This is a genomic window from Ruminococcus gauvreauii (genome assembly GCF_025151995.1).
GTDB lineage: Bacteria > Bacillota > Clostridia > Lachnospirales > Lachnospiraceae > Ruminococcus_G > Ruminococcus_G gauvreauii.
This window is the reverse complement of sequence record NZ_CP102290.1, coordinates 1,602,757-1,623,968: the sequence shown is the minus strand read 5'-3', so window position 1 is coordinate 1,623,968 and position 21,212 is coordinate 1,602,757. Positions and strand designations below refer to the sequence as shown.

20 protein-coding genes are annotated in these 21,212 nt (G+C 48.3%); 17 read left to right on the top strand and 3 right to left on the bottom strand.

Going from position 1 to position 21,212, the window contains the following annotated elements:
* The first annotated feature begins 35 nt into the window (after positions 1-35).
* From NQ502_RS07890 to NQ502_RS07865, 6 genes are all read left to right on the top strand, one after another.
* Entirely contained in the window at positions 36-1,544 is a 1,509-nt protein-coding gene (locus NQ502_RS07890) for a spore germination protein (protein ID WP_028527636.1), read from the top strand.
* Positions 1,545-2,591, top strand: coding sequence for a GerAB/ArcD/ProY family transporter (locus tag NQ502_RS07885; protein WP_028527635.1), 1,047 nt, complete (start codon positions 1,545-1,547; stop codon positions 2,589-2,591). It abuts the gene before it with no gap.
* On the top strand, positions 2,588-3,205 hold the full coding sequence (locus NQ502_RS07880; RefSeq protein WP_028527634.1) for a Ger(x)C family spore germination protein: 618 nt from the start codon (positions 2,588-2,590) through the stop codon (positions 3,203-3,205). The genes NQ502_RS07885 and NQ502_RS07880 overlap by 4 nt, the downstream gene beginning before the upstream one ends.
* Before the next feature lie 59 nt (positions 3,206-3,264).
* Complete coding sequence (gene spoIIR, locus NQ502_RS07875) at positions 3,265-3,885, top strand: stage II sporulation protein R (RefSeq protein WP_028527633.1); 621 nt, start codon at positions 3,265-3,267, stop codon at positions 3,883-3,885.
* A gap of 79 nt (positions 3,886-3,964) precedes the next feature.
* Positions 3,965-4,786: a glutamate racemase gene (gene murI, locus NQ502_RS07870; RefSeq protein WP_028527632.1), complete on the top strand. Its 822-nt coding sequence runs from the start codon at positions 3,965-3,967 to the stop codon at positions 4,784-4,786.
* 11 nt (positions 4,787-4,797) lie between these two features.
* On the top strand, positions 4,798-5,256 hold the full coding sequence (locus tag NQ502_RS07865) for a DUF1934 domain-containing protein (RefSeq protein WP_028527631.1): 459 nt from the start codon (positions 4,798-4,800) through the stop codon (positions 5,254-5,256).
* A gap of 31 nt (positions 5,257-5,287) precedes the next feature.
* On the opposite strand, the gene NQ502_RS07860 is transcribed toward NQ502_RS07865, so the two are convergent.
* On the bottom strand, positions 5,288-5,737 hold the full coding sequence (locus NQ502_RS07860) for a hypothetical protein (protein ID WP_028527630.1): 450 nt from the start codon (positions 5,735-5,737) through the stop codon (positions 5,288-5,290).
* Positions 5,738-5,894: 157 nt separating this feature from the next.
* On the opposite strand from NQ502_RS07860, the gene NQ502_RS07855 reads away from it, so the two are divergent.
* From NQ502_RS07855 to NQ502_RS07840, 4 genes are all read left to right on the top strand, one after another.
* Positions 5,895-7,370, top strand: coding sequence for a polysaccharide deacetylase family protein (locus tag NQ502_RS07855; protein WP_049898040.1), 1,476 nt, complete (start codon positions 5,895-5,897; stop codon positions 7,368-7,370).
* 23 nt (positions 7,371-7,393) lie between these two features.
* Positions 7,394-9,031 carry a polysaccharide deacetylase gene (locus tag NQ502_RS07850; RefSeq protein WP_242830219.1) on the top strand — a complete coding sequence of 546 codons (1,638 nt, stop codon included), beginning with the start codon at positions 7,394-7,396 and terminating at the stop codon, positions 9,029-9,031.
* Positions 9,032-9,070: 39 nt separating this feature from the next.
* A complete protein-coding gene (tig, locus tag NQ502_RS07845) occupies positions 9,071-10,276 on the top strand; it encodes a trigger factor (RefSeq protein WP_169579906.1) in 1,206 nt (401 codons plus the stop codon).
* A gap of 211 nt (positions 10,277-10,487) precedes the next feature.
* Entirely contained in the window at positions 10,488-11,726 is a 1,239-nt protein-coding gene (locus tag NQ502_RS07840) for a uroporphyrinogen decarboxylase family protein (RefSeq protein WP_028527627.1), read from the top strand.
* Between the two features lie 80 nt (positions 11,727-11,806).
* Here the strand turns inward: NQ502_RS07840 and NQ502_RS07835 are convergent, their stop codons facing one another.
* Positions 11,807-12,508, bottom strand: coding sequence for a zinc metallopeptidase (locus tag NQ502_RS07835; RefSeq protein ID WP_028527626.1), 702 nt, complete (start codon positions 12,506-12,508; stop codon positions 11,807-11,809).
* A 91-nt stretch (positions 12,509-12,599) separates the two neighbouring features.
* A complete protein-coding gene (locus NQ502_RS07830; RefSeq protein ID WP_028527625.1) occupies positions 12,600-14,111 on the bottom strand; it encodes a PucR family transcriptional regulator in 1,512 nt (503 codons plus the stop codon).
* A 213-nt stretch (positions 14,112-14,324) separates the two neighbouring features.
* On the opposite strand from NQ502_RS07830, the gene NQ502_RS07825 reads away from it, so the two are divergent.
* The 7 genes from NQ502_RS07825 (at position 14,325) to NQ502_RS07795 (ending at position 21,198) form a co-directional block, all read left to right on the top strand.
* Positions 14,325-15,680: an MFS transporter gene (locus NQ502_RS07825; protein WP_028527624.1), complete on the top strand. Its 1,356-nt coding sequence runs from the start codon at positions 14,325-14,327 to the stop codon at positions 15,678-15,680.
* Between the two features lie 18 nt (positions 15,681-15,698).
* Positions 15,699-16,691, top strand: a complete 993-nt coding sequence (locus tag NQ502_RS07820) for a uroporphyrinogen decarboxylase family protein (protein WP_028527623.1) — start codon at positions 15,699-15,701, stop codon at positions 16,689-16,691.
* A 289-nt stretch (positions 16,692-16,980) separates the two neighbouring features.
* On the top strand, positions 16,981-17,649 hold the full coding sequence (locus tag NQ502_RS07815; RefSeq protein WP_028527622.1) for a hypothetical protein: 669 nt from the start codon (positions 16,981-16,983) through the stop codon (positions 17,647-17,649).
* Between the two features lie 12 nt (positions 17,650-17,661).
* Positions 17,662-18,396 (top strand): hypothetical protein, encoded by a 735-nt coding sequence (locus tag NQ502_RS07810; RefSeq protein ID WP_028527621.1) that lies wholly within the window; start codon positions 17,662-17,664, stop codon positions 18,394-18,396.
* Between the two features lie 2 nt (positions 18,397-18,398).
* Positions 18,399-19,424 (top strand): MucBP domain-containing protein, encoded by a 1,026-nt coding sequence (locus NQ502_RS07805; RefSeq protein ID WP_028527620.1) that lies wholly within the window; start codon positions 18,399-18,401, stop codon positions 19,422-19,424.
* 124 nt (positions 19,425-19,548) lie between these two features.
* Positions 19,549-20,754, top strand: a complete 1,206-nt coding sequence (locus NQ502_RS07800) for a BTAD domain-containing putative transcriptional regulator (protein WP_044982981.1) — start codon at positions 19,549-19,551, stop codon at positions 20,752-20,754.
* Between the two features lie 15 nt (positions 20,755-20,769).
* Positions 20,770-21,198 carry a hypothetical protein gene (locus NQ502_RS07795; protein ID WP_028527618.1) on the top strand — a complete coding sequence of 143 codons (429 nt, stop codon included), beginning with the start codon at positions 20,770-20,772 and terminating at the stop codon, positions 21,196-21,198.
* Positions 21,199-21,212: the final 14 nt, after the last annotated feature.

The following is a 21,212-nucleotide window of genomic DNA, read 5'->3' as shown; positions in this document are numbered from 1 at the left end:
AGGCACCTCTTTTCTGATTTCAAAGGAGGAGTGTTATGCAGAAGACAGCCACAGAAGCAACAACCCCGGTATCTTTGAACATCAAGGATAATCAGGAGTACGTGCAGGAAAAATGCCGGGGATGTGACGATATTATCCAGAGACCGATGAAACTCGGAGAAGGGAAGAAAATAGACTGCCTGGTTGTTTACATTGAAGTTGCAGTCAGCAATATGGCGCTTGAGGAATCTGTGATCGGTAAACTGATCAACAAACTGTGGACCGTTCCGGACCAGGAGATGTATGATTTTTTAAAGGACAACAGTCTGGGAATCTCAGATGTCAAGCAGCTTGATACTATGGAAGAGGCCATGAAAGCCATGCTGGCCGGAAACGCTGTAATGTTTGTCAACGGCTATGAGAAGGCGATCAAAATCGGAAGCAAAGGCTATCCGGGTATGGGAGTGATGAAGGCGGAGTCTGAAAAGGTTCTGCGAGGCTCCAATGAGGGCTTTTCTGATTCTGTGAAAATTAACACCTCACTGATACGCAAGCGTGTCCGCAGCACCGGATTAAAGGTGAAAGAAATGCAGGTTGGACTGCGTTCCGATACGATGACAGCGCTTGTATACATCGAGGATCTGATCTATCCCCATCTGCTGGAAGAAATCGAGGAGCGGATCCGGCAGTATCAGATCGACGGCATACTGGAGAGCGGCATGCTGGAGCAGCTGACAGAGGAGCGATGGCTGTCACTGTTTCCGCAGTTCCAGACGACGGAACGGCCGGACCGTGCAGCTATGGAGGTACTGGACGGAAGGATCATTCTTATCTGCGATAATTCTCCGGTTGCACTGATTCTGCCGACGACACTGAACAGCTTTATACAGGTCAGCGAGGACCGTTACAATCGTTTTGAGATCGTTTCCTTTCAGCGCCTGATACGGTATGGGGCAGTACTGCTGGCGATGCTGCTGTCCGGCATTTACCTCGCAGTTATCCGGTTCCACACACAGGTGCTGCCGACGAACCTGCTGCTCTCTTTTGCAGAGGCAAGGCACGGGGTTCCCTTCTCCAGCCTGGTGGAGGTTGTATTCATGGAACTGGCGTTTGAACTGATCCGGGAGGCGGGCGTGCGGATGCCCGGTCCCCTGGGCGGTACGATCGGCATCGTGGGAGGCCTTATCATAGGAGATGCGGCTGTCAGCGCTAATCTGGTCAGCCCGATGTCGGTTGTGATCGTCGCGCTGAGTGCTCTCAGCTCTTTTGCAATTCCCAACGAGGAATTTTCGGCGCCGTTTCGTCTGCTGAAGTTCGGTTTCATTGTTCTGGGCGGTTACTTTGGAATCTTTGGAATCGTCATGGGACTGTATATGCTGACAGGCCATCTGGCAGGTCTTGTGAGCTTTGGGATTCCGTATCTGATGCCTTTTGTCGGATCCGATCTGACGGGGTATCATGACGAGCGTGACGCGCTGGTACGCGCGCCGTTCCGCATGCTGAAGCGGCGGCCGATCTTTTCGCGCAGGGACCAGAGAGTGCGGATGAAAAAGGAGGAGTCATAAGTGTTTTCGGATAATCATCGTATTTCAAGGCGTCAGCTGGGACGTCAGCTGGCGCTTGGGCTTTCCGGTACCTTTCTGCTTGTCATTCCGAGGCTGCCGCAGCTGTATGGGGTATCCGGAATCATAAGCTGTGTGATCGGGCTTCTGGCACTCTGGATTTACCTGTTCTTTATGGTGCGCAACACGGCATCGACGAAGAGCCTGAGACAGAGGATGAGCCGGCCGGCATATATGGCTGTGACTGTATTTTTTCTGAGTTATCTGGTGCTTGGAGGGGGTTATCTCGTACGTATGGTTGCAGGGATGATCAAGGCTTCACTGGTCACCGAATACAGCATCTGGGTTATCGCCGGGCTTCTGGTGCTGACGGCTGTGATCGGCACAGGAAGTGATATTCAGAGGCGGGCGAGGATCGGTGAGATCAGTGCGCTCCCGGTCATCGGCGCACTTTTTCTTCTTCTTGTGCTGGCCGCTTTCCAGGGAGGCGGTATCTCTTCCGAAATGCTGCAGCGGACAGACGCCAAAACAGTGCTTTGCGGGGCTTACGATTTCTTCTGTGCCTTTTCGATCACAGGTGTCGTTCCCTTTCTGATGAGCAATGTGGAACGTCCGCAGGGAAGTGTAAAGGCGCTGTATACAGGCAGCGGGACCGCGGCGCTTCTGGCCGTGGGCGGTCTTTGCGTGATGCAGGCGGTGTTCGGCGTCTACGGCATGCAGGAGAAGGAGTTTCCGGTGACGGCTTTAATGTCAGCGGTATCGTTTCCGGGAAATTTTCTGGACCGCTTTGATATCATCTGGATGATATTTCTGTTGTTTGCGCTTTTTTATGCGGTCGGCACCATATTGTTTTACAGCCACCATCTGGTGAATGACAGGGATAACACTGCGGTCCGCCTGATATTTGCGGTACTTGTCTTTGCCGCCGCGTTTGTGGAATGGAACGGCGGAAGCGTCGATGACCTGTATCCGCTGGCAGTCAGGTATTTCTACATGCCTCTGTTTGTGATATTCGGACTTTTTGTTTGCAGGATCAGGAGGAAAACATGAGACGTTTTGGTTGTTTTGCGGTGTTGATGATTTTGCTGTGGTCCATGTGGGGATGCGGCGGTGTTGAACCGGAAAAACGCGCATATCCGCTGGTCGTGAGCGTTGATATTCAGGACGGACAGTGTCAGGTCATCTACGGGATGGCAAACCTTTCATTCTCCACTGGACAGGACAAGAGTGGCGGGGACTCGGGTGAGAACGGCAATACGACACTTTTGTTTACCGGAAAGAATATGCAGGAAATCCTTCAGATGTATAACCGGACGCAGGAAAGCTATCTTGATCTGGGTCATGTGCAGGTGTTTATTCTCGGAAAGAATCTGGCAAGCCGGCCGCGGGATCTGGATCAGGTTCTTCAGTATCTGGAGAACCAGCCCATCCTGGGGGACGGAGCCAATGTTTTCGTGAGTGAAGACCCGAAGAAGATTATGGAACTCAATGGCAGCCGTGTGGAATCTCTTGGCACCTATCTGACGGGTATCTATGAAAATCGTCCGGATGACCGTGAAGATATGATGGTGACACTGCAGGATGTCTACCGGGAATGGCACAGGGGAGGGAGCCTTACCCTGCCGGACCTGGATGTGGAGGAAGACTTTCCCGAGATTGTATAAGTATGAAACCTGGAAAATATGACCATACTCCTGATAAGAGGTGACAGGAGGTATTTTTCATGCGGAATATAACTTGGAAAAAAAGAAATATTATGATATCAGTGCTTGCGGCTGCGCTGCTGTGTGCAGTATGCACCGCCGGCATCTTAAAAATAAACGAGGGAGCCGTCCAGCAGGGGATCGCCCGTTCCGTGATACGGTTTCATGTGCTGGCAAACAGCAATTCGCAGGAGGATCAGGATCTGAAGATGCAGGTGAAGGCCGATGTGGTGGAAGAGATGCAGGGGATGCTTAAAGGTGCCCGGTCGGTTGAGGAGAGCCGGTCAGTGATCGAAGAAAACCTTCCACAGATACAGAGTTATGCAAATGAACGTGTAAAAGAATACGGTTACGACTATCCCGTCAGCGCCGGACTGGTAACGACCTGGTTTCCGGTGAAAGAATACGGAGACTGTACATTTCCGGCGGGGCAATATGAGGCGCTGCAGATCAGAATCGGGGAGGCCGAGGGAAGAAACTGGTGGTGCGTGCTGTATCCCGGACTGTGCTTTACCGATGCCGTCCATGCTGTTGTTCCGGAGGAGAAAAAGGAAGAGCTCTCACATGTACTGACGGATGATGAATACGAAACAATCATGAACGGAGGCCGGGTGAAGGTGCGCTTCCGCTGGTTTTCCTGATGTTTTTCTTGAATTATTCCTGTAATCGGGGTAGAATACTATAATGATACAGGACTAAGTGAAACAATGGAGAACTGATATGAGCATAGACAGACTGGCCCCGATCGGGGTCTTTGATTCGGGCGTGGGCGGTTTGACGGTTGCGCGTGAGATCATGCGGAATCTGCCTGCCGAACGGATCGTGTATTTCGGGGATACCGCACGTGTGCCGTATGGCAGCAAATCTAAAGAGACAGTCATCCGCTACTCCCGGCAGATTATCCGTTTTCTTCGCACACAGGATGTCAAGGCGATTGTCGTTGCCTGCAATACGGCCAGTGCGCTTGCACTGGAAGCGATAGAAAAAGAACTCGATATACCGATCATCGGTGTGGTGAAACCGGGCGCCCGTGTGGCGGCGGCGGTTACAAAGAACCGGAGGATCGGGGTTATCGGGACAGAAAGCACGATACAAAGTCATATGTACCGCAGTTTTATCTGCGAGATCGATCCGGAAATCACGGTGGTAGGGAAAGCGTGCCCGCTTTTTGTCCCGCTTGTCGAGGAGGGGTGGCTGAAAGACCCTGTGACAGACGAGGTCGCCCGGCGTTATCTGAAGGAACTTAAAAACGAGAATATAGATTCTCTGATACTGGGATGCACCCATTATCCGCTGCTTCGAGGCACTGTGAAGAAAATCATGGGGGATGCGGTTGAACTTGTAAATCCGGCGTATGAGACTGCACGGGAACTGGGAAGTCTGCTGAAAAAACTGGATATGGATAATCCGGGGGTGAAAGAAGAAGAGTTTCCTTACCGCTTCTATGTGAGTGACGCAGCGGAAAAATTTAAACAATTTGCAAACTCTATCCTGCCGTATGACGTGCGTGTGACACAGCAGGTAAATATCGAGGAGTATTAGAAAGGTACAGTATGACAAAACAAGTATTGATCAGCATCAAGGGACTTCAGTTTATGAGCGGAGAGGCCTATGATGATGATACGGATCCGGTGGAAGTGATCACAGTAGGAGAGTACTACCAGCGAAACGGTAAGCATTATGTCAGATATGACGAGGCGTTTGAAGGGTTTGCGGAGGATGCCAAAAATATTCTGAAGATCTCAGGGGATGTTCTGGAGGTCAGAAAGAAAGGCGTGATCAATGTACATATGGTGTTTGAGGAAAACAAAAAGAATATCTCCTACTACACCACACCGTTCGGCACGATGCAGATGGGAATTGCTGCAACCCATGTAAAAATCTCAGAGGCGGAGGACAATATTGATGTGAAGGTTGAATATGCGCTGGAGGTGAATGAGGAACACGTTGCAGACTGTTCTCTTGAGATGAATATCAAATCAAAAGAAGCCAAAGATTTCGCGTTAAGCTGAATCTTTGGCTTCTTTTGATTTCCGGTGTTGATTACTTACCTGCCGCCTTGCTGCGCAGACGCTTGAAAAATCCCTTTTTCTTCTCAGGTGCTTCCAGCGGGCCGCGCATACCGCGTACCTCTACGATATAGATGCCGCTTACCATCGCCTTGACCTCTTTCTTGACCGGAATCAGGTCATAGATTTTTTCGTCCGCGACGAGAGTTGTAATCTTTGGACCTACCTTTGCCTTGACGATCGGAAGCTTGGTGCGCCGCATCAGTTTCGGCGTCTGGTCGATGACCATCTGCGGAAGTCCGGACTCTTTTATCGGCAGTCGCTTTTTATCTATAATCAGCATAGACACCTGTTGCTTGGATGCGTCGATTTGTTCCTTCTGTGCTTCCTGCTTTTTCTGTGCTTTTTTTCCAAGGAAATACAGTACGATCAGTACTACAATAAGTATAATTAAAATAATCAGCAAAATATGCCAGACCTTCATGAGTAACCTCCTTCACCCTCTCTTTATCATAGCACATTGTATCATCCTTTGTTTTAAAAGGCAAATATAAATTTTTGCTGAATTGTTGAAAAAATGATAGAAAACAGGTAAGGATGTGCTATAATGAAACAGAATATGTAGGATAGGGGATTCAGCAATGGGAAACGACCAAAGACGAAATCTGGAGCAGTTAGATCCAAAACAGCGCAGAAGAATTGAGGAAAGACGCAGGGAACGCAGAAGACAGCGCAGGAGACGTGCTATGATGCTGCGCGCTGCAACGCTTGGCGTGCTGATTTTGATTCTCATAGGCTGCATTGCGGGAGTTGCTTTTGGTGTCAAAAAAGGAATGTCGAAGAAGCAGGAGGCCAAAGCAGAGAAAGAACGGCAGATTCAGGCTGAAGAAGCGGAAAATGAAAAGCGTCAGCAGCTCATCAGGGATGCCGAGCTGGCAACAGTCGGTTATGATTATGACAAGGCAGTAGAACTGCTGAAGTCGATTGAAAATTATGATAAAGACGCGGATATCATCGCTAAGATAGCCGCCTACGAAGCTGCCAAGTCAACCCTGAAATCGGTGAATATCGATCAGGTCACTCATGTCTTCTATCATTCGCTCGTGGTTGACCCGGAGAAGGCATTTACAGGCAATGACAGCGCAACGGCAGGGTTCTGCCAGTGGATGACGACGGTGGATGAGTTTAATGCCATCACACAGCAGATGTATGACAACGGATACGTCCTTGTCAGACTGCACGATCTGGTGAATCAGACGACTGACGATGACGGGACGGTTCATTTTACGAAAGCCAAGATACTGCTTCCGGAAGGGAAAAAACCATTCGTACTCTCACTGGATGACCTGAGCTATTATCACAGCTATGATGGGAGAGGGATCGCATCAAAGATGGTGATCGGTGAAGACGGCAAACCTACATGTGAATATATTCAGGATGACGGAACGGTTGTAACAGGAGCGTACGACTGCATTCCGCTGATGAATGAATTTCTGGAAGAGCATCCCGACGGCGCTTACCGCGGGGCGCGCGGAACGGTCGCGCTGACCGGTTATAACGGCATCCTGGGATATCGGACAGATATTGCTTATAAGACGAAAGAAAACCTGGCGGAGGATCAGCAGAAATGGATGGCTGAACATCCGGACTTTGACTGGGACAAAGAAGTCGCCGAGGCGACAAAGGTGGCGGATGCCATCAAGGAAACAGGATGGGATTTTGCGAGCCATACCTGGGGACACATCAGAATCGGCGATTCCAGCCTGGAGACGATCAAGGCGGATACGGAAAAATGGCAGTCCTATGTGGCGCCGCTCATAGGGGGATCGGATACCGTAATTTTCGCCCATGGGCAGGACCTTGCCGACTGGCATGATTATACCATGGAGAATGAAAAGTTTTCATATTTCAAAAGCCAGGGATTTAACTTTTACTGTAATGTGGATTCTTCACAGTATTTCCTGCAGATCAGGGACAACTACCTGCGCCAGGGAAGAAGAAATCTGGATGGTTACCGTTTATGGAACGATGTTCATGGTGAGAAGAACCGTACGAGCGATCTGTTTGATGCAGCTACGGTCCTCGACAAGAGAAGGACTGACGTTCCAAGTCTTTAAGCAGAACAGGCAGAAAAATACGTATGGAAAAAGAGAATAAAGCAAAAGCTAAGAAAGAAAACAAAAGCAAAATTGACGGGCTGAAGGACAGATTTCTGAATCAGAAAAAGTCCGGCAAGACGGCTGACGGAAAAAAGAGCGCATCTGCAAAAAAAACGGCGGGACCGTCTGTGAACAGAGCCGCGTCCCAGAAAAAGGATACCTCCAATATGACCGATGAGGAGCGCAGAAGACGTGAGCGGATCCGCCGGGAACGCCAGCGTCAGAGGAAGCGCAAGGCGATGATCATGCGCCTGACGGTTGTCGGCGTGCTCGCGCTTGTGCTGATCCTCTGTATCGGAGGCGTCGTCTGGGGTGTCAAGCGAAGCAGTCAGAAGAAAGAGCAGGAAAAGGTTCAGCAGGAACAGGCGAAGAAAGAAGCCGATGAAAAGCAGAGGAAACTGGAGGACACGGTTGCCCGGGCAGAACGCCTGGCGATGGGGTATGACTATGACGGAGCGATTGAACTGCTGCAGACTGAGGCGAAGGAAGACAGCGCCGCCCAGGCAAAGATCGGGGAGTACGAGGCTGCCAGGTCAAAGCTGGTAGAAGCCGATGTGGAGACCATACCGCACGTATTCTTTCACATTCTGGTCGCCGATCCTTCAATCACCTGGAATCTGTCCGGGGCAGACGAATATAAGATCGGCGATTACAACCAGGTCATGACGACGATTGACGAATTCAAAGGAATTTTGCAGCAGATGTATGACCGTGGTTATGTCCTTGTCAGAATCCATGATATGGTGGAGGAGACAACCGGGGAAAACGGCGAGACCATATTTACAAAAGGGAAAATCATGCTTCCGGAGGGGAAGAAACCGTTTGTGATGTCACAGGATGACGTCTGTTACTATTTTTACATGATAGGTGACGGCTACGCATCCCGGATGGTGGTGGGTGAGGACGGACGCCCGACGACGGAGTATATTCAGCAGGATGGTACGACTGTGACGGGGGCGTATGACCTCGTGCCGGTGCTGAATGAATTTATCGATGAGCATCCTGATTTTTCCTATAAGGGTGCGAAGGCGATTCTGGCATTTACGGGATACAACGGCGTGCTGGGATACCGTACGGATCCGGATCTTGCTAAGACGGCGGAAGAAGGCAATAAAAATGCAGAGGAGTACGGAGTATTCAATTATCAGGAAGAGATTGAAGCTGCAAAGCCGGTTGTTCAGGCACTCATTGATGACGGCTGGGAACTTGCCAGCCACAGCTACGGCCATATCAGCTACGGAAGCAGTTTTGAGAAGGTTAAGGAAGACGCCGATAAATGGCAGGAACGTGTCGCAAATGTGATCGGGCCTACGGATATTATCCTGTATCCGTTCGGAACGGATATCGCAAGCTGGACGGATTATACGGATGATAATCAGACGTATAATTATCTCCGGGATCAGGGATTCCGGTTCTTCTGCAATGTGGACTCCAATGAATACTGGGTACAGATCCGTGAAAATTATGTGCGCCAGGGGAGAAGAAACCTGGATGGTTACCGTATGTATCAGGATCTTTACAACGGTGCGGATAAACTCTCGGATTTATTTGATGTATCAGCGGTGTTTGATACAAACCGCCCGAAGACAGGCCTTGAGGTCTGGGATGGGGCGGAATAATACACGATTTACGTGACAGAAAGGATTATGAGGATTATTATGAAAAAAAGAATATTGAGCGGGCTGCTGTGTGTCTTTATGGCAGCGACGATGATCTCAGGATGTGCCAAGTCTGATAAGGAGAAAGAAAGCGAGCCCAAAACAGAGACAGCCGATGAGGAGGCAAGCGGACCGAAGATGCCTTCCATGGATGATATTGACATGGAAAAGAGTATCACGCTCGGAGAATATAATGGAATTACGGTGGAAAAGAAGGTGACGCAGGTCACCGACGAGAACATTGATTCTGAGATCACATATGCGTTGTCCTCATCGCCGGTCGAACTGACAGACGAAAATGCGAAGGTGGAAGAGGGGGATACCGTCAACATCGACTTTGTTGGTAAAGTGGACGGAAAAGAATTCGACGGCGGAAGTGCAGAGGGATCAGATCTGACAATTGGGTCAGGACAGTTTATCGAGGGGTTTGAGGATGGACTGGTTGGGACAACAAAGGGACAGACTGTGGAACTGAACCTGACATTTCCAGAGGACTACTCAGAGGAAATGGGCGGTAAGGATGTTGTGTTTACAGTTACGATCAATGCGATCAAACGTCCGGCAACAGAGATCAGTGATGAATGGGTTGCGGCTAACTCCGAATTTAAAACAGTAGATGAGTATCGCGAGGGAATACGCAAGGATCTGGAAGATTACTATGAGAGCCAGGCCACAGAGAGTCTCTCGACGACGGCATGGCAGCAGGTAGTCAGTGCCTCCACGATCAATGAATATCCGGAAGAGCTGCTGAATTATGGAAAAGAAGTATTCGAGAGCCAGATTAAGACATATGCAGATTATTCCAGCCAGACGATTGATGAGTATATTGAGGCGCAGGGTGTCAGCAAGGAGGACTATGAGGCTCAGAAAGAGGCATATGGGCAGAATGTTGCCGCTCAGATGCTTGTCATGAAGGCGATTGCTGACAAAGAAGGCTTCAGCACAGATGACGATGAGTATAAAGAGGCTTTGGATAGATATCTGGAGCAGTACAGCATGACGGAGGATGAGCTTTACAAGCAGTATGGAGAAGAGAGCGTATACCAGTCTATTATGCTTCAGAGAGTAACCGACTTTATTGTAGATAATGCCAAGATTAAAGAAGTTGCTGCAGATGCAGGATCAGATTCAGAACAGGCAGATGACGGTGCAGCAGATGAGGGCGCTGAGGAAACACCGGAAGCTACGGAAGAAGCAGCCGAATAAGATGTACAGACAACCGTGTCGTGGAGAGAATCCATGACGCGGTTTTTTGTTCATCTAAGTACAAATACAGCATAAAATAGTAATAGTGCACAAAGAATTGTAAAAAGCAAGGAAAATTACCTGAATATTGACTGAACAATTTGCGTGTGCTAAGATATAGATACAGAATTATTGCGGAGGAACTTATTGAGTATCTGAAAGGAGGATGAATATGGGAAAACAGAGCGACAGTTTAGAGGGAAGAAAGAAACGGATTCGCGATGTGATAGAGCTGAGGGAGCCTGACCGCGTGCCGTTTGCGCCGAAGATCGGAAATTACTACGCCAGAGGCTATGGAATTTCCATGTATGATGCAATGAAAGATATCAGAAATGTTGCACCGGGCGTCATGGGATTTCTGGATGATTACGCACCCGATCTTGCATGGGCACCCGTTATGTATCCGACAGATCCGCCGGAGCTGATGGGCAGTACGTATTTGAAATGCCCGGGGCCTGAGAGCGGGCTGAAGTTGGATGCATCGTTTCAGATTCATGACAAATGCTATCTGATGGACGACGAATACCCGGAATTTCTGCACGATCCGAGCCACTTTTTTATGACGAAAGTATATCCCAGGAAATTTGCGGGATTAGCGGGGCTGTCAAAGATCAGCTTTAACAATCCTGTGGAATATGCGCTGTATATCGGACTGGCATCCTTTGCAGATCCGGAAGTGCAGTCGGCGCTGCAGACACTGATGCGGGGCGGGGAAGCGGCAGCCAAATGGTTTGGCGGTCTGAACCAGATCGTAGGTGCGATTGCGGCGAGAGGATTCCCGCTGGGGGCGGCGGGCGCGCAGACATGTCCGTTTGATATGTTCGGTGATAATATCCGCGGATTCATGAATACGGTAAACGATATCTACGATAATCCGGATGAGCTGCTGGCGGCACTGGAGTACATGACGCCTCTCTGCGTGGAAGGTGCCGTTGCTTCTGCGAAAGCCGCAAATCTTGAGTTTATGTTTATTCCGCTGCATGCAGGAATCGACGCATTTATGAGCCCCGACAATTACCGGAAGTTTTACTGGCCGGGTCTGAAGGCATTGATCATGGCGCTCATCGATATCGGTGTGACACCGTACGTATTCTGCGAGGGTGCATACAATCACCGGCTGGATATCATAGCGGATGTTCCGAAGGGGAAAGTAATCTACATGTTCGAGGATGTAGACCTGGCGGAGGCGAAACGTATTGTGGGACAGACTTCGTGTATCTGCGGAAATGTACCCACACCGCTGCTGGCTTACGGCAGCAGAGAACGTGTGATAGAGGAAACCAAGAAGGTCATGGACATCGGGGCTCCGGGAGGCGGATTCATCATGGACTGTTCCATCGTGCTGGATGAGGCGAAAAAGGAGAATATGGATGCCTGGGCGGAGACGACCTGGGAAATTGGAAAATACTAGTCAGTTTCTGGAACAAAGTATAAAAAACTGGCCTTCAGCATGGTCTGAAGGTCAGTTTTTTGGGCGTGTATTATAACATTTTAATCATTTCTGCGGTTACTCAGAAGCACCAGCCGCAGCAGCTGAAGGATCGCAGAAGCTGCACTGGCTACATATGTGAGAGCGGCCGCGGAGAGTACTTTCCGTGTCATGGACAGTTCTTCGTTCTGGAGCATGCCGGTCTCGCCCAAGACAGCCAGTGCGCGGCTTGACGCGTTAAATTCCACGGGCAAAGTCACGATCTGAAACAATACAGCCAGAGAAAAGGCCACGATGCCGATATTGATCAGAAGGTTGGAAGTCTGGTTGTTGAACAAAAAACCAATGATAATCAGAGGCCATGCAATCGTCGAACCGAAATTAGCGACAGGGACCAGTGCACTTCTCAGGCTCAGCGGGGCATACCCTTTCGCGTGCTGTACAGCATGCCCGCACTCATGCGCTGCTACGCCGATCGCTGCGACGGACGGAGAACTGTATGTGGAATCAGACAGGCGCAGTACTTTGGAACGCGGGTCATAGTGATCGGTCAGATTTCCAGAGACATGTTCGACGCGCACATCATGGATACCTGAATAATAGAGAATACGCTGTGCCGCCTCACTTCCGGTCAATCCCGAAGCGCTCCGGACCCGCTGATACCTGGAGTAGGTGGAACGCACCTTGCCGGAGGCGAGAAGACAGAGGACAGCTCCGATGATCACTAAAAAATACGTTGGGTCAAAATAAAATGGATAAAACATATCACATCATCCTTCTTCCTTATATTATTGATAAAATATTTTCTTTCTGTGATTTCGATTATATACTATCTGTTACCAAAAGCCCAGCAATTCATTCTTTTTTCACATTTTCCAGGCGATAAAGTGAAAAGAGGATCCGCTGGCGAACCATCGGATGTTCCAACGGAACTTTTATGATGTCCAGAATCTTCTCCATGCGGTATTTTAAGGTGTTGCGGTGCAAAAAAAGCATCTGTGCCGTCCTGACTGAGTTCTGTTCACACAACAGATAAGTATACAGTGTGTGGCAGTAGTCAGAGTGGTTGTGCATATCGTAGTCCCGAAGGCCGGACACTGGCTTATATTCCGGCAGACTGTCCCCTGCAAGATGAACCAGATGCGCCATGAAATAGTCTTCATACAAAAAGAGGCGGCAGTCAGATATGCCGAGACTCCTGTGCTGAAGCGTAAACAGTATCTGCTGATAATAGAGGGACATATCTGTGAAATTTGAAAATGATTCGCTGAGCGAGGCATAGCGGTTTAAAAGCTTCAGAAAATGATGCAGGTGTTCGAGCAGTGCACTGTATTTGCGGGCGGGTTCATTGTAAACGACAATCAGGTAATCATCATATAAAAAGGCCTGGGCATTCCAGCCGTCGGTCAGAAGAGTGATGGCATTTCGCTTCAGTGCGTCTTCATCGTCAGGCATAAATACACCCAGCAGCCGGTAATCTCCTGTGAGCTGCCAGCCGAGCGGTTTAAGCTGATTTTTGATCAGTTTGGTATCGCGGAGCGTACTCTCCAGGATATCAATCATGAAGTGTTCATGATAAAGGGTACTCATCGTCAGGTAGTTATTATCCTCGTAAATGGCTGCGGAGACCAGGTTGCCAAGGTAATCGGCTATCTCAAGGTCACACTGATTCAGATGGCGGTAGGTCTGGATAATAAAAAAATGACCGTGGACTTTTCCTTTATAGCGGATGGCTTTACTGATAAATTTGCTGGTGAAGCTTTTTGTGTCTGCGTAGATGGCAGGAATGGCGTTATGCAGCATTTCGAGTTCCCCCGTCTCTACAAGATCCATCATGACATTAAAGGGCAGATAACCGTATCGCAGCTGATAGCGCCAGATGACGCTGAATTCTTCAAGATCCTGGCTCACCTGAGCCAGCATCTTGAAGCTGGGATCGGCAAAGTACATCGGGTTTTCTTCGACGGTTTGCGTAATATGCAGGATTTCCTGCAGGCTTTGATTCTTGAGGATCGCTTCCGTTACCTCCTGGCTCCAGCGGTCATAGCGGTAAAAAATGGCGAGCAGGTCATTCAGTATCTGGCTGCGTGAATAACTGGCTGGAAAAAGAAGACACGGGTAAGCCAGATCCTCTGGCGGTGCGTCATCAAACAGGATGAGGCGTGTCGAAAGAGGCAGTGCGCTCTTCTTCAGTTCTTCCCGGGAACAATCCATGATATACAGGGTGTCACGTGCGGGTATCCAGATGGATTCCGGCTTCAGTCTGACGGAAGAACAGAGGGGATTGTCGTTGTCCGGGAGATTGAGACTGACAACATCGTAATGTTTTTTGAGCTGCAGATATAAAAACTTCATGGACAGGTCCATCGGTGTATTCCTCCTGTAATTAATTGTGCATTAAGCATAAAAATGAAAGTGCAATTATGATAGTTTGCGCCGTTGAAAAATGAAGGGAATCCGTATATCCTTGTAAAAGAGAGGACTCTTGAACGTTAAACTTAATTGTACAGTTGCGACAATGTGCTATGTCAAAGTGTAACATGAAGTCGTATCTGTATGCAAGAAACAGGGGGTGTAAACTTGAAAAAAATCAATACGAGTATCAAAAGGTTCTGGGGAACCAGTGAACTTGGTTTCTCCTTCATGGCAACGATGGAGACATCCTTTTTCATCCTGTTCCTGACGGATGTCGCAAGGCTTCCGCTTGCGATGGTAGCTGTGATCACCGGATTTTCGGGAATTGCGGATGCGGTGACGGCGGTGCTCGCCGGTGCAATCATCGACAAGACAACATTTAAAAATGGTAAATACAGGCCGTGGCTGATCTACTGCCCTCCGGTTGTAGTTATTTTCTTCATTTTAATGTTTACTAAGATAGGAACGAATTTATCGGCGGCTATTATATGCAGTATCGGCTATATTGTGAGTCACGGCGTATGGAATATCGCATGGACTGCGAACCGTGCGATGATCGGAAGTCTTTCTGACGATGCGAAAGAACGTGCATTCCTTTCCGGTAGAATTGCAGCAGGTTCAAGCGGCGGTAAGATTATCGCTTCTTATCTGGTTCCGGTGCTGACTACAGCATTTCTCGGACTGTTCATGGGAGCGGGCGAGAGCTGGGGCTACACCATTACGGCAGCGATTGCATCACTGGTATTTCTGGTTACATATTTTGTACATTATCAGATCACAAAAGGTTATGACCGTCCGGAAGAATATGCCGGTGTCAGTAAAAAAAGTGTTACCTTGCTGGATATGTTAAAAGCGATCGTCACAAATCCTCAGCTATTGATTCTGCTGCTGGCAGATGCACTGCGTCTGATCGGTTTCTATATGATCGCGGCATGTGCAGCATATTATACGAAGATTGTACTGGAGAATCCATCGGCGACCTCGATTATCCTGGTAATCTTCAATGCAGGTACTCTTGTGGGTTCCCTGATGTCAAAACAAATCGTGGCAAAACTGGGCACCAAAAAGGCATCTATCCTTGGGACCGGCGGTCTTGCAGTCTTTCTGGTACTGCTGTACTTCCTGCCGAGTTCACAGGCGCTTGTATTTGTCATTCTGTTCGTAGCGCAGACGATTTTCGGTGTTGCCTATGGACTTACCACGAGTATGTACTCCATGTGCGGTACAGACAGCGAATACCGGACCGGAAAGGACACGAAAGGCATTATTATGGCATGTTCATCGCTTGCGATTAAGATTGCGATTGCACTGCGTGGAATCGTTATCTCCGCGGCACTTGCGGCGATTGCCTATGATCCGGATGCGGCTGTCACAGCTTCCGCTCAGGGCGGAATCAAAATGGTATTTCTCATCATTCCGGCAGTATTTTCGATCGCATCCGTTGTGATGTTCCTGCTTTACAGGATCAAGGACAGCGATATCGAAAAGATGGAACAGGAAATCGCGAAACGCAGAGCATAGAGTTAGGAGGCGTTGTTTATGTATACACCAAAAGAAAACTTCATCCGTACTGTCAATAAAGATAATCCTGACCGGCTGGTCAATGACTATGAGGCATTTGCGGTGATCCGAAATGATCCGATTACGGATCTGGACCGCGGTATCCGAATCCAGGGGCAGGAAATCAAAGACATCTACGGTACGACAATCATCTGGCCGGAAAATCAGCCGGGCGGGATGCCGCATGTGACGGAAGAAAATAAAGTGATCAAAGACATCACGAACTGGAGAAACGAATTGAAACTGCCAGACTATGCGGCGATGGATCTGGACTGGACACTGAACGCGGAAATGGTGGCACAGGTTGACCGAAATGAAAAGCTGGTGACCAGCATTATGGCGACAGGTCTCTTTGAACGACTTCATTTCCTTATGGGGTTCGAAGATACCCTGATCAATCTTCTGGAAGAGCCGGAGGCTATGCATGATCTTCTTGATGCACTTCTGGAAGTGCGTATGACGTATGTGAGACTGCTGATCGAAAATATGAAGCCGGAAGTGATCATCCATCATGACGACTGGGGAACAAAACACAGTCTGTTTGTCAACTATGATACCTGGTGCGAATTCTTCAAAGAGCGCTACCGCAAACTGTACGGTTATCTGCGGGAGCAGGGAGTGACGGTGATTCATCATGCTGACTGCTACTGCGCAAATATCGTAAAAGATATGGCTGAAATCGGTGTTCAGATCTGGCAGGGAGTGATCCCGGATAATGATCTGTGTGTCCTCCAGAAAGAGCTGGATGGCTCCATGATTCTGATGGGCGGCATCAATGCAGAGATTGACCGTTCAGACTGGACAGAAGAGAGCGTGCGCCGCGAAGTGCGCCGCGCCTGCGACACGTATGCACCCGGTGGTTCCTTTATCCCCTGCCTGACATACGGCGGACCGGGAAGCATCTATCCGGGAGTGATAGAAACAATCCGTGATGAGATTGCACAGTATAACAAGGAACATTATCATATCTAAGGCTTGCCATGCAGCATGCATTTTTTGCACAGGAGTGCTCCTGTGCGGTTCCGGAAGACGAGTATTAGTATTCCGTCCGTCCGGAACAATACCCTCCAGACCCCGAAGCATTTTCTTCGGGGTCTATTTGTTTTCAGCTTGTTTTTTATAGAAATCACACAATATTTTCAGGAAAAAAGCGTTTGTGTGACTGACTTGTGACGTCGCATGATTATAATTCAAGTATATAGTAAACTTAGTGTACAGTGACCCTGGCCGAATCTGAATAAGGAGAGAGGAATATAGATATATGAAGAAGAAAATGAATCCGAAGAAAATTGCAGTAGTCGGAGCTGCAGTCCTCATCGCAGGAATGGCGACAGCAGGGATCGTAGCAGCCCCGAGATATTCAACAACAGCCGTTACCAGGATGAATACGAACGATATGGGCATCGAGCTTAATGCAGAAGAGCATGTCAAGAAAGCTATGCCCGGCGACGAATTCGCTTACCCGGTTACCGTAACGAATACGGGAGATTATATTTCATATCTGAGGGTGCGGATAAATAAAAGCTGGTATAATGGGGAAGAAAAGATGCCTGACGGCGATGTTTCATACATTATGCTGAAGAAGGACGGACAGGAAATTAAATCAGGAACAGGCAGCGACTGGATCATACAGGCGGATGATAATGGGGAAGATGTTTACTTCTATTATAGAACTCCGGTAGATGCGCACGAAGAAACTACAGAGTTAATGGATGCATATACGATCGCAAATATTTCTAATAGCGAACAGGACACTTATGCAGGGAAAAAAGTACGTATTGATGTGGATACTGAAGAAGTTCAGGTTCCTAAGCTGGAGAGCGGGGCGGTTGATACAGAGAAAGCGGCGGACGCGATTATGTCTGAGTGGGGTCTTGGTGTAGACATTGATGCGTCAAGCGGAACGATCGTATCGATAGAAGAGGAGTAGAGGAGGTTAATTATGAGAAAGAAAATAACAGCAATTCTTACAATGCTGACCCTGCTGCTGTCTATGAATACAATTGTTTTCGCAGAAGACTTTAACGTAAGCTATGAAGGAGATGCTGAAAAATTTATATTTGTTGATGGAAACAGCAGTATCTTCGAGAATTTTAAAGATATTGCTCCAGGTGAGGTAAGAACTCAGAAAATCACGCTCACGAACAATGACAGTGAGAGGATGCGGTTCTTCATGAAGACAACAGCTACCGACGAGCTGGGCGATGCCGATGCGGTATTCATCATTACCATCTCGCGTGACGGGACAGAACTTTACAGCGGTACGATTCAGGGACTCAGGGAACTGAGTAGCGGTGCGATGGAAGACAGCCTGATGCTGGCTGATCTCTCTAAAGGAGAATCGGCAAATGTAGAGATGACACTTGAGGTCGATGAGACACTTCCAAGCGATGTGGGGTATGAAAATCAGCAGACAGATATTCAATTCATTTTTGCGGTAGATAATCCGCCGGAAAATGAAGGCACGACGACAACCGAAACAAAAAAAGGGGAAGATAAAACAGTTTACAAAAAGGGAGCGACTACTGTTCAGCGTGTAGTCTCCAACATTGCATCAAAAGTCAAGACGGGAGATACAACGACACTTGGCTTATATGCGGGTATCCTGGTGCTGGGAGCAGCAGTTATCATCGGACTGGTTGTCTATCGGAAACGGAAAGGCAGTAAGGAGGAATAGAGATGAAAAAAATGAAAAAAATCATTGCCGCGTCGATCAGCCTCTGCCTGATGTTTATGATGTGTCTGGCGAGTGTGGAAGCTGCCGCATCCTACGAAGTGGTGTTCAGGGCAGGGTCACATGGTACGTTCAATACAGCAGGTGCAGAAACGGATGGCCTGGTATCAGCGGAGGGCGATAAAGTTGTTTACGAACTGGGCTTGAATGATCCGGGCAGTAAAGTTGGTGCACGAGCTGCTTCTCTGGATATTGCAGTAGATGAAGGATACATATTTTCGGGATGGGAAATTGATCTTAACACACCGGTAACAGAGAAAACGACATACGTAGCAAAATATAGAAGAATAGCCGACGGTATTGAGTACACGGTGCGTTACATGGATGATGAAGGAAATGATGTTTCCTCGCCGATAGTTGGAATAACGAATGCAGGAACCGAGATTCCTTTATATGCGAGAGAAGTAGAAGGATATGCGCTGCAGAGTGCTCCGAGCGCAAGAGTGACTGTTACAGAAGACGGACAGGAAATTATCTTCCTGTACACCTCTACGGCAGAAGATATAACAAATACCGTTACGATTCCGGGAATAACGACAACTGTGACAGTGCCGGGCGGTACAACAACAGTAACAGTACCGGGAGCGACCGCCACAACAGGAACTACTGGTACGGCAGGAACCGGAACCACCGGCACAACGGGAACAACAGACACAGCAGGAACCGGAACTACTGATACAACCGGAACCACAGATACAGCCGGGACAACAAATGAAGGAACTGGCACGGATGAAGGCACAACGACGATTCCGGATGAAGATGTACCATTAGCAGAAAATCCGCAGGGAGCTGATGAAGGCGGCGATGACACGACAACGATTCAGGATGAAGAGGTTCCTCTTGCGGATAAGCCTTCGGAGGACGACAGCAGAATTTCACCTGTGGTATATGGACTGGGCGGAGCCGGAATTGTATGTCTGATCGGAGCGGCAGCATTGATATATCTGAAGAAAAAGAATAAATTGTTTTAGAAATTCATGACGCTTATTGTACTGCAGCCTGCCTGGAATTACTGCTTGCATCCTTGCGCTGGTTATTATATATTATTATAGAGAGAGTATGTTGATGAAGCAGTAAATAAGGGGTCTTACTGAAATGGGAAAAACAACGATTCAGGTTACGATGTTTGGCGGATTCCAGATGACTGGTCCGAAAGGGGTTCTGGATGATGATATTATACGTTCGGATCAGATTACAAAATTATTAACGTACATACTGTTGAATCATAAAAAGAACATAACGATACAGGAATTGGGTGATGCGCTCTGGGACGATGATGAGAGTGACAACCGCGCCGGTGCATTGAAAAATCTGATGTACCGGCTGCGCAACACCCTGAAGAAGAACCTTGGCGAGGAGGATTACATTCTAACAGGAAGAGGAACATACTACTGGAACCCGGATATACCGATCTGGCTCGACTGTGAAGAATTTGACTCCTGGTATACAAAGGGAAAGATGGCATCCGGCGAGGAACAGATGGAATGTTACCAAAATGCAGTGCAGATGTATAAAGGCACACTTCTTCCCAAAATGTCTTTGGAACACTGGACAATATCGTTATCGACATACTATCATTCCCATTATCTGAGCCTGGTAAAAATCGTTGCTGAGATTCATTATAAAAACAAACAGTATGAAGAGATGGAAGCGGCCTGTAAAAGGGCTATTTCTTTGGATTCTCTTGACGAAGAGCTTCATTATCTGATGATCCAGTCACTGGAGGCGCAGGGTAAGAACAAACTTGCCCTGGAACACTATTCCAAGGCTGTGGATATTCTGTATGAGAATCTGGGTGTGAGACCATCCAGAAAACTGCAGGAGGCGTATGAAAGACTTCTGAAGGAGACAAATGAGCAGGAGCTTGATCTCGGAACCATACAGCAGGACCTTTTGGAGGCAAGCAGGCCGGAGGGAGTTTTTGTCTGCGAATATGGTATTTTCCGTGAGATTTACCGGCTTCAGGCACGGCAGGCACAGCGTTTTGGCATGTCTGTCTATGTGGCGCTTGTCACGCTGGAACCGCCGGGGAAACTGGAGCCCGGAAGTGAGGAATATCTGCTTTCTTTAAAAAAAGGGATGGAACATCTTGGAGTTACGCTCAGGTGCCTTCGTGCAGGGGATGTTGCATCGAAATACAGCGGGGCACAGTATGTGATTCTGCTTCCGACCTGTACCTATGAGACTGGAAAAATGGTGATCGAACGCCTGCTGACCAGGTTTTTTGATACCCAAAAGTGGAGCCGTTACAGCGTTCACTACAGTTTAAGTGAAATTGGAATGGCAGGTATGACGGTTTAGAGAGGAGAATGACGAGTGGAGCCGAGGCAGGACTATATGTTGAATTCTCTGCGTGTATGCATTGACCGATACGATGATGTGAAGATGGGAGGGCGTGCATATTCTCCTCTGCAGAGCGAAGTGATAGAGTTTGAGGACTTTATGGAGATGATTGCGCAGGCGGATAAGCTTTTCGATGAAAAAGGGTACCCGCAGTCTTACCAGAACAAAAGAATGTTTGACGGTGAAAGCCAACGTTCCTCTTTTGTGATGAAACCGCCGGTTTTAAGAGAGACAGAAGATATTATCGGACAACAGGGGAAAATTGGAACATTTGATATCCTGATCGTCAGCAGAAGGCATGCGACGTGGCAGGGAATCTTAAAAGACAAGAAGGGAAATATGATCGGAAATTTTGAAGATATTCTTCAGATCATTTCCTGCATGGAAAAATACAGATCTTAAGATAACAGGAGCTT

Coding starts and splice junctions, on each gene's coding strand:
- NQ502_RS07820 (WP_028527623.1), top strand. CDS start 15,699: ATGTATACACCAAAAGAAAACTTCATCCGTACTGTCAATAAAGATAAT.
- NQ502_RS07830 (WP_028527625.1), bottom strand. CDS start 14,111: ATGGACCTGTCCATGAAGTTTTTATATCTGCAGCTCAAAAAACATTAC.
- NQ502_RS07860 (WP_028527630.1), bottom strand. CDS start 5,737: ATGAAGGTCTGGCATATTTTGCTGATTATTTTAATTATACTTATTGTA.
- NQ502_RS07865 (WP_028527631.1), top strand. CDS start 4,798: ATGACAAAACAAGTATTGATCAGCATCAAGGGACTTCAGTTTATGAGC.
- NQ502_RS07805 (WP_028527620.1), top strand. CDS start 18,399: ATGAAAAAAATGAAAAAAATCATTGCCGCGTCGATCAGCCTCTGCCTG.
- NQ502_RS07840 (WP_028527627.1), top strand. CDS start 10,488: ATGGGAAAACAGAGCGACAGTTTAGAGGGAAGAAAGAAACGGATTCGC.
- spoIIR (WP_028527633.1), top strand. CDS start 3,265: ATGCGGAATATAACTTGGAAAAAAAGAAATATTATGATATCAGTGCTT.
- NQ502_RS07855 (WP_049898040.1), top strand. CDS start 5,895: ATGGGAAACGACCAAAGACGAAATCTGGAGCAGTTAGATCCAAAACAG.
- NQ502_RS07835 (WP_028527626.1), bottom strand. CDS start 12,508: ATGTTTTATCCATTTTATTTTGACCCAACGTATTTTTTAGTGATCATC.
- NQ502_RS07810 (WP_028527621.1), top strand. CDS start 17,662: ATGAGAAAGAAAATAACAGCAATTCTTACAATGCTGACCCTGCTGCTG.
- NQ502_RS07800 (WP_044982981.1), top strand. CDS start 19,549: ATGGGAAAAACAACGATTCAGGTTACGATGTTTGGCGGATTCCAGATG.
- tig (WP_169579906.1), top strand. CDS start 9,071: ATGAAAAAAAGAATATTGAGCGGGCTGCTGTGTGTCTTTATGGCAGCG.
- NQ502_RS07850 (WP_242830219.1), top strand. CDS start 7,394: ATGGAAAAAGAGAATAAAGCAAAAGCTAAGAAAGAAAACAAAAGCAAA.
- NQ502_RS07890 (WP_028527636.1), top strand. CDS start 36: ATGCAGAAGACAGCCACAGAAGCAACAACCCCGGTATCTTTGAACATC.
- murI (WP_028527632.1), top strand. CDS start 3,965: ATGAGCATAGACAGACTGGCCCCGATCGGGGTCTTTGATTCGGGCGTG.
- NQ502_RS07815 (WP_028527622.1), top strand. CDS start 16,981: ATGAAGAAGAAAATGAATCCGAAGAAAATTGCAGTAGTCGGAGCTGCA.
- NQ502_RS07880 (WP_028527634.1), top strand. CDS start 2,588: ATGAGACGTTTTGGTTGTTTTGCGGTGTTGATGATTTTGCTGTGGTCC.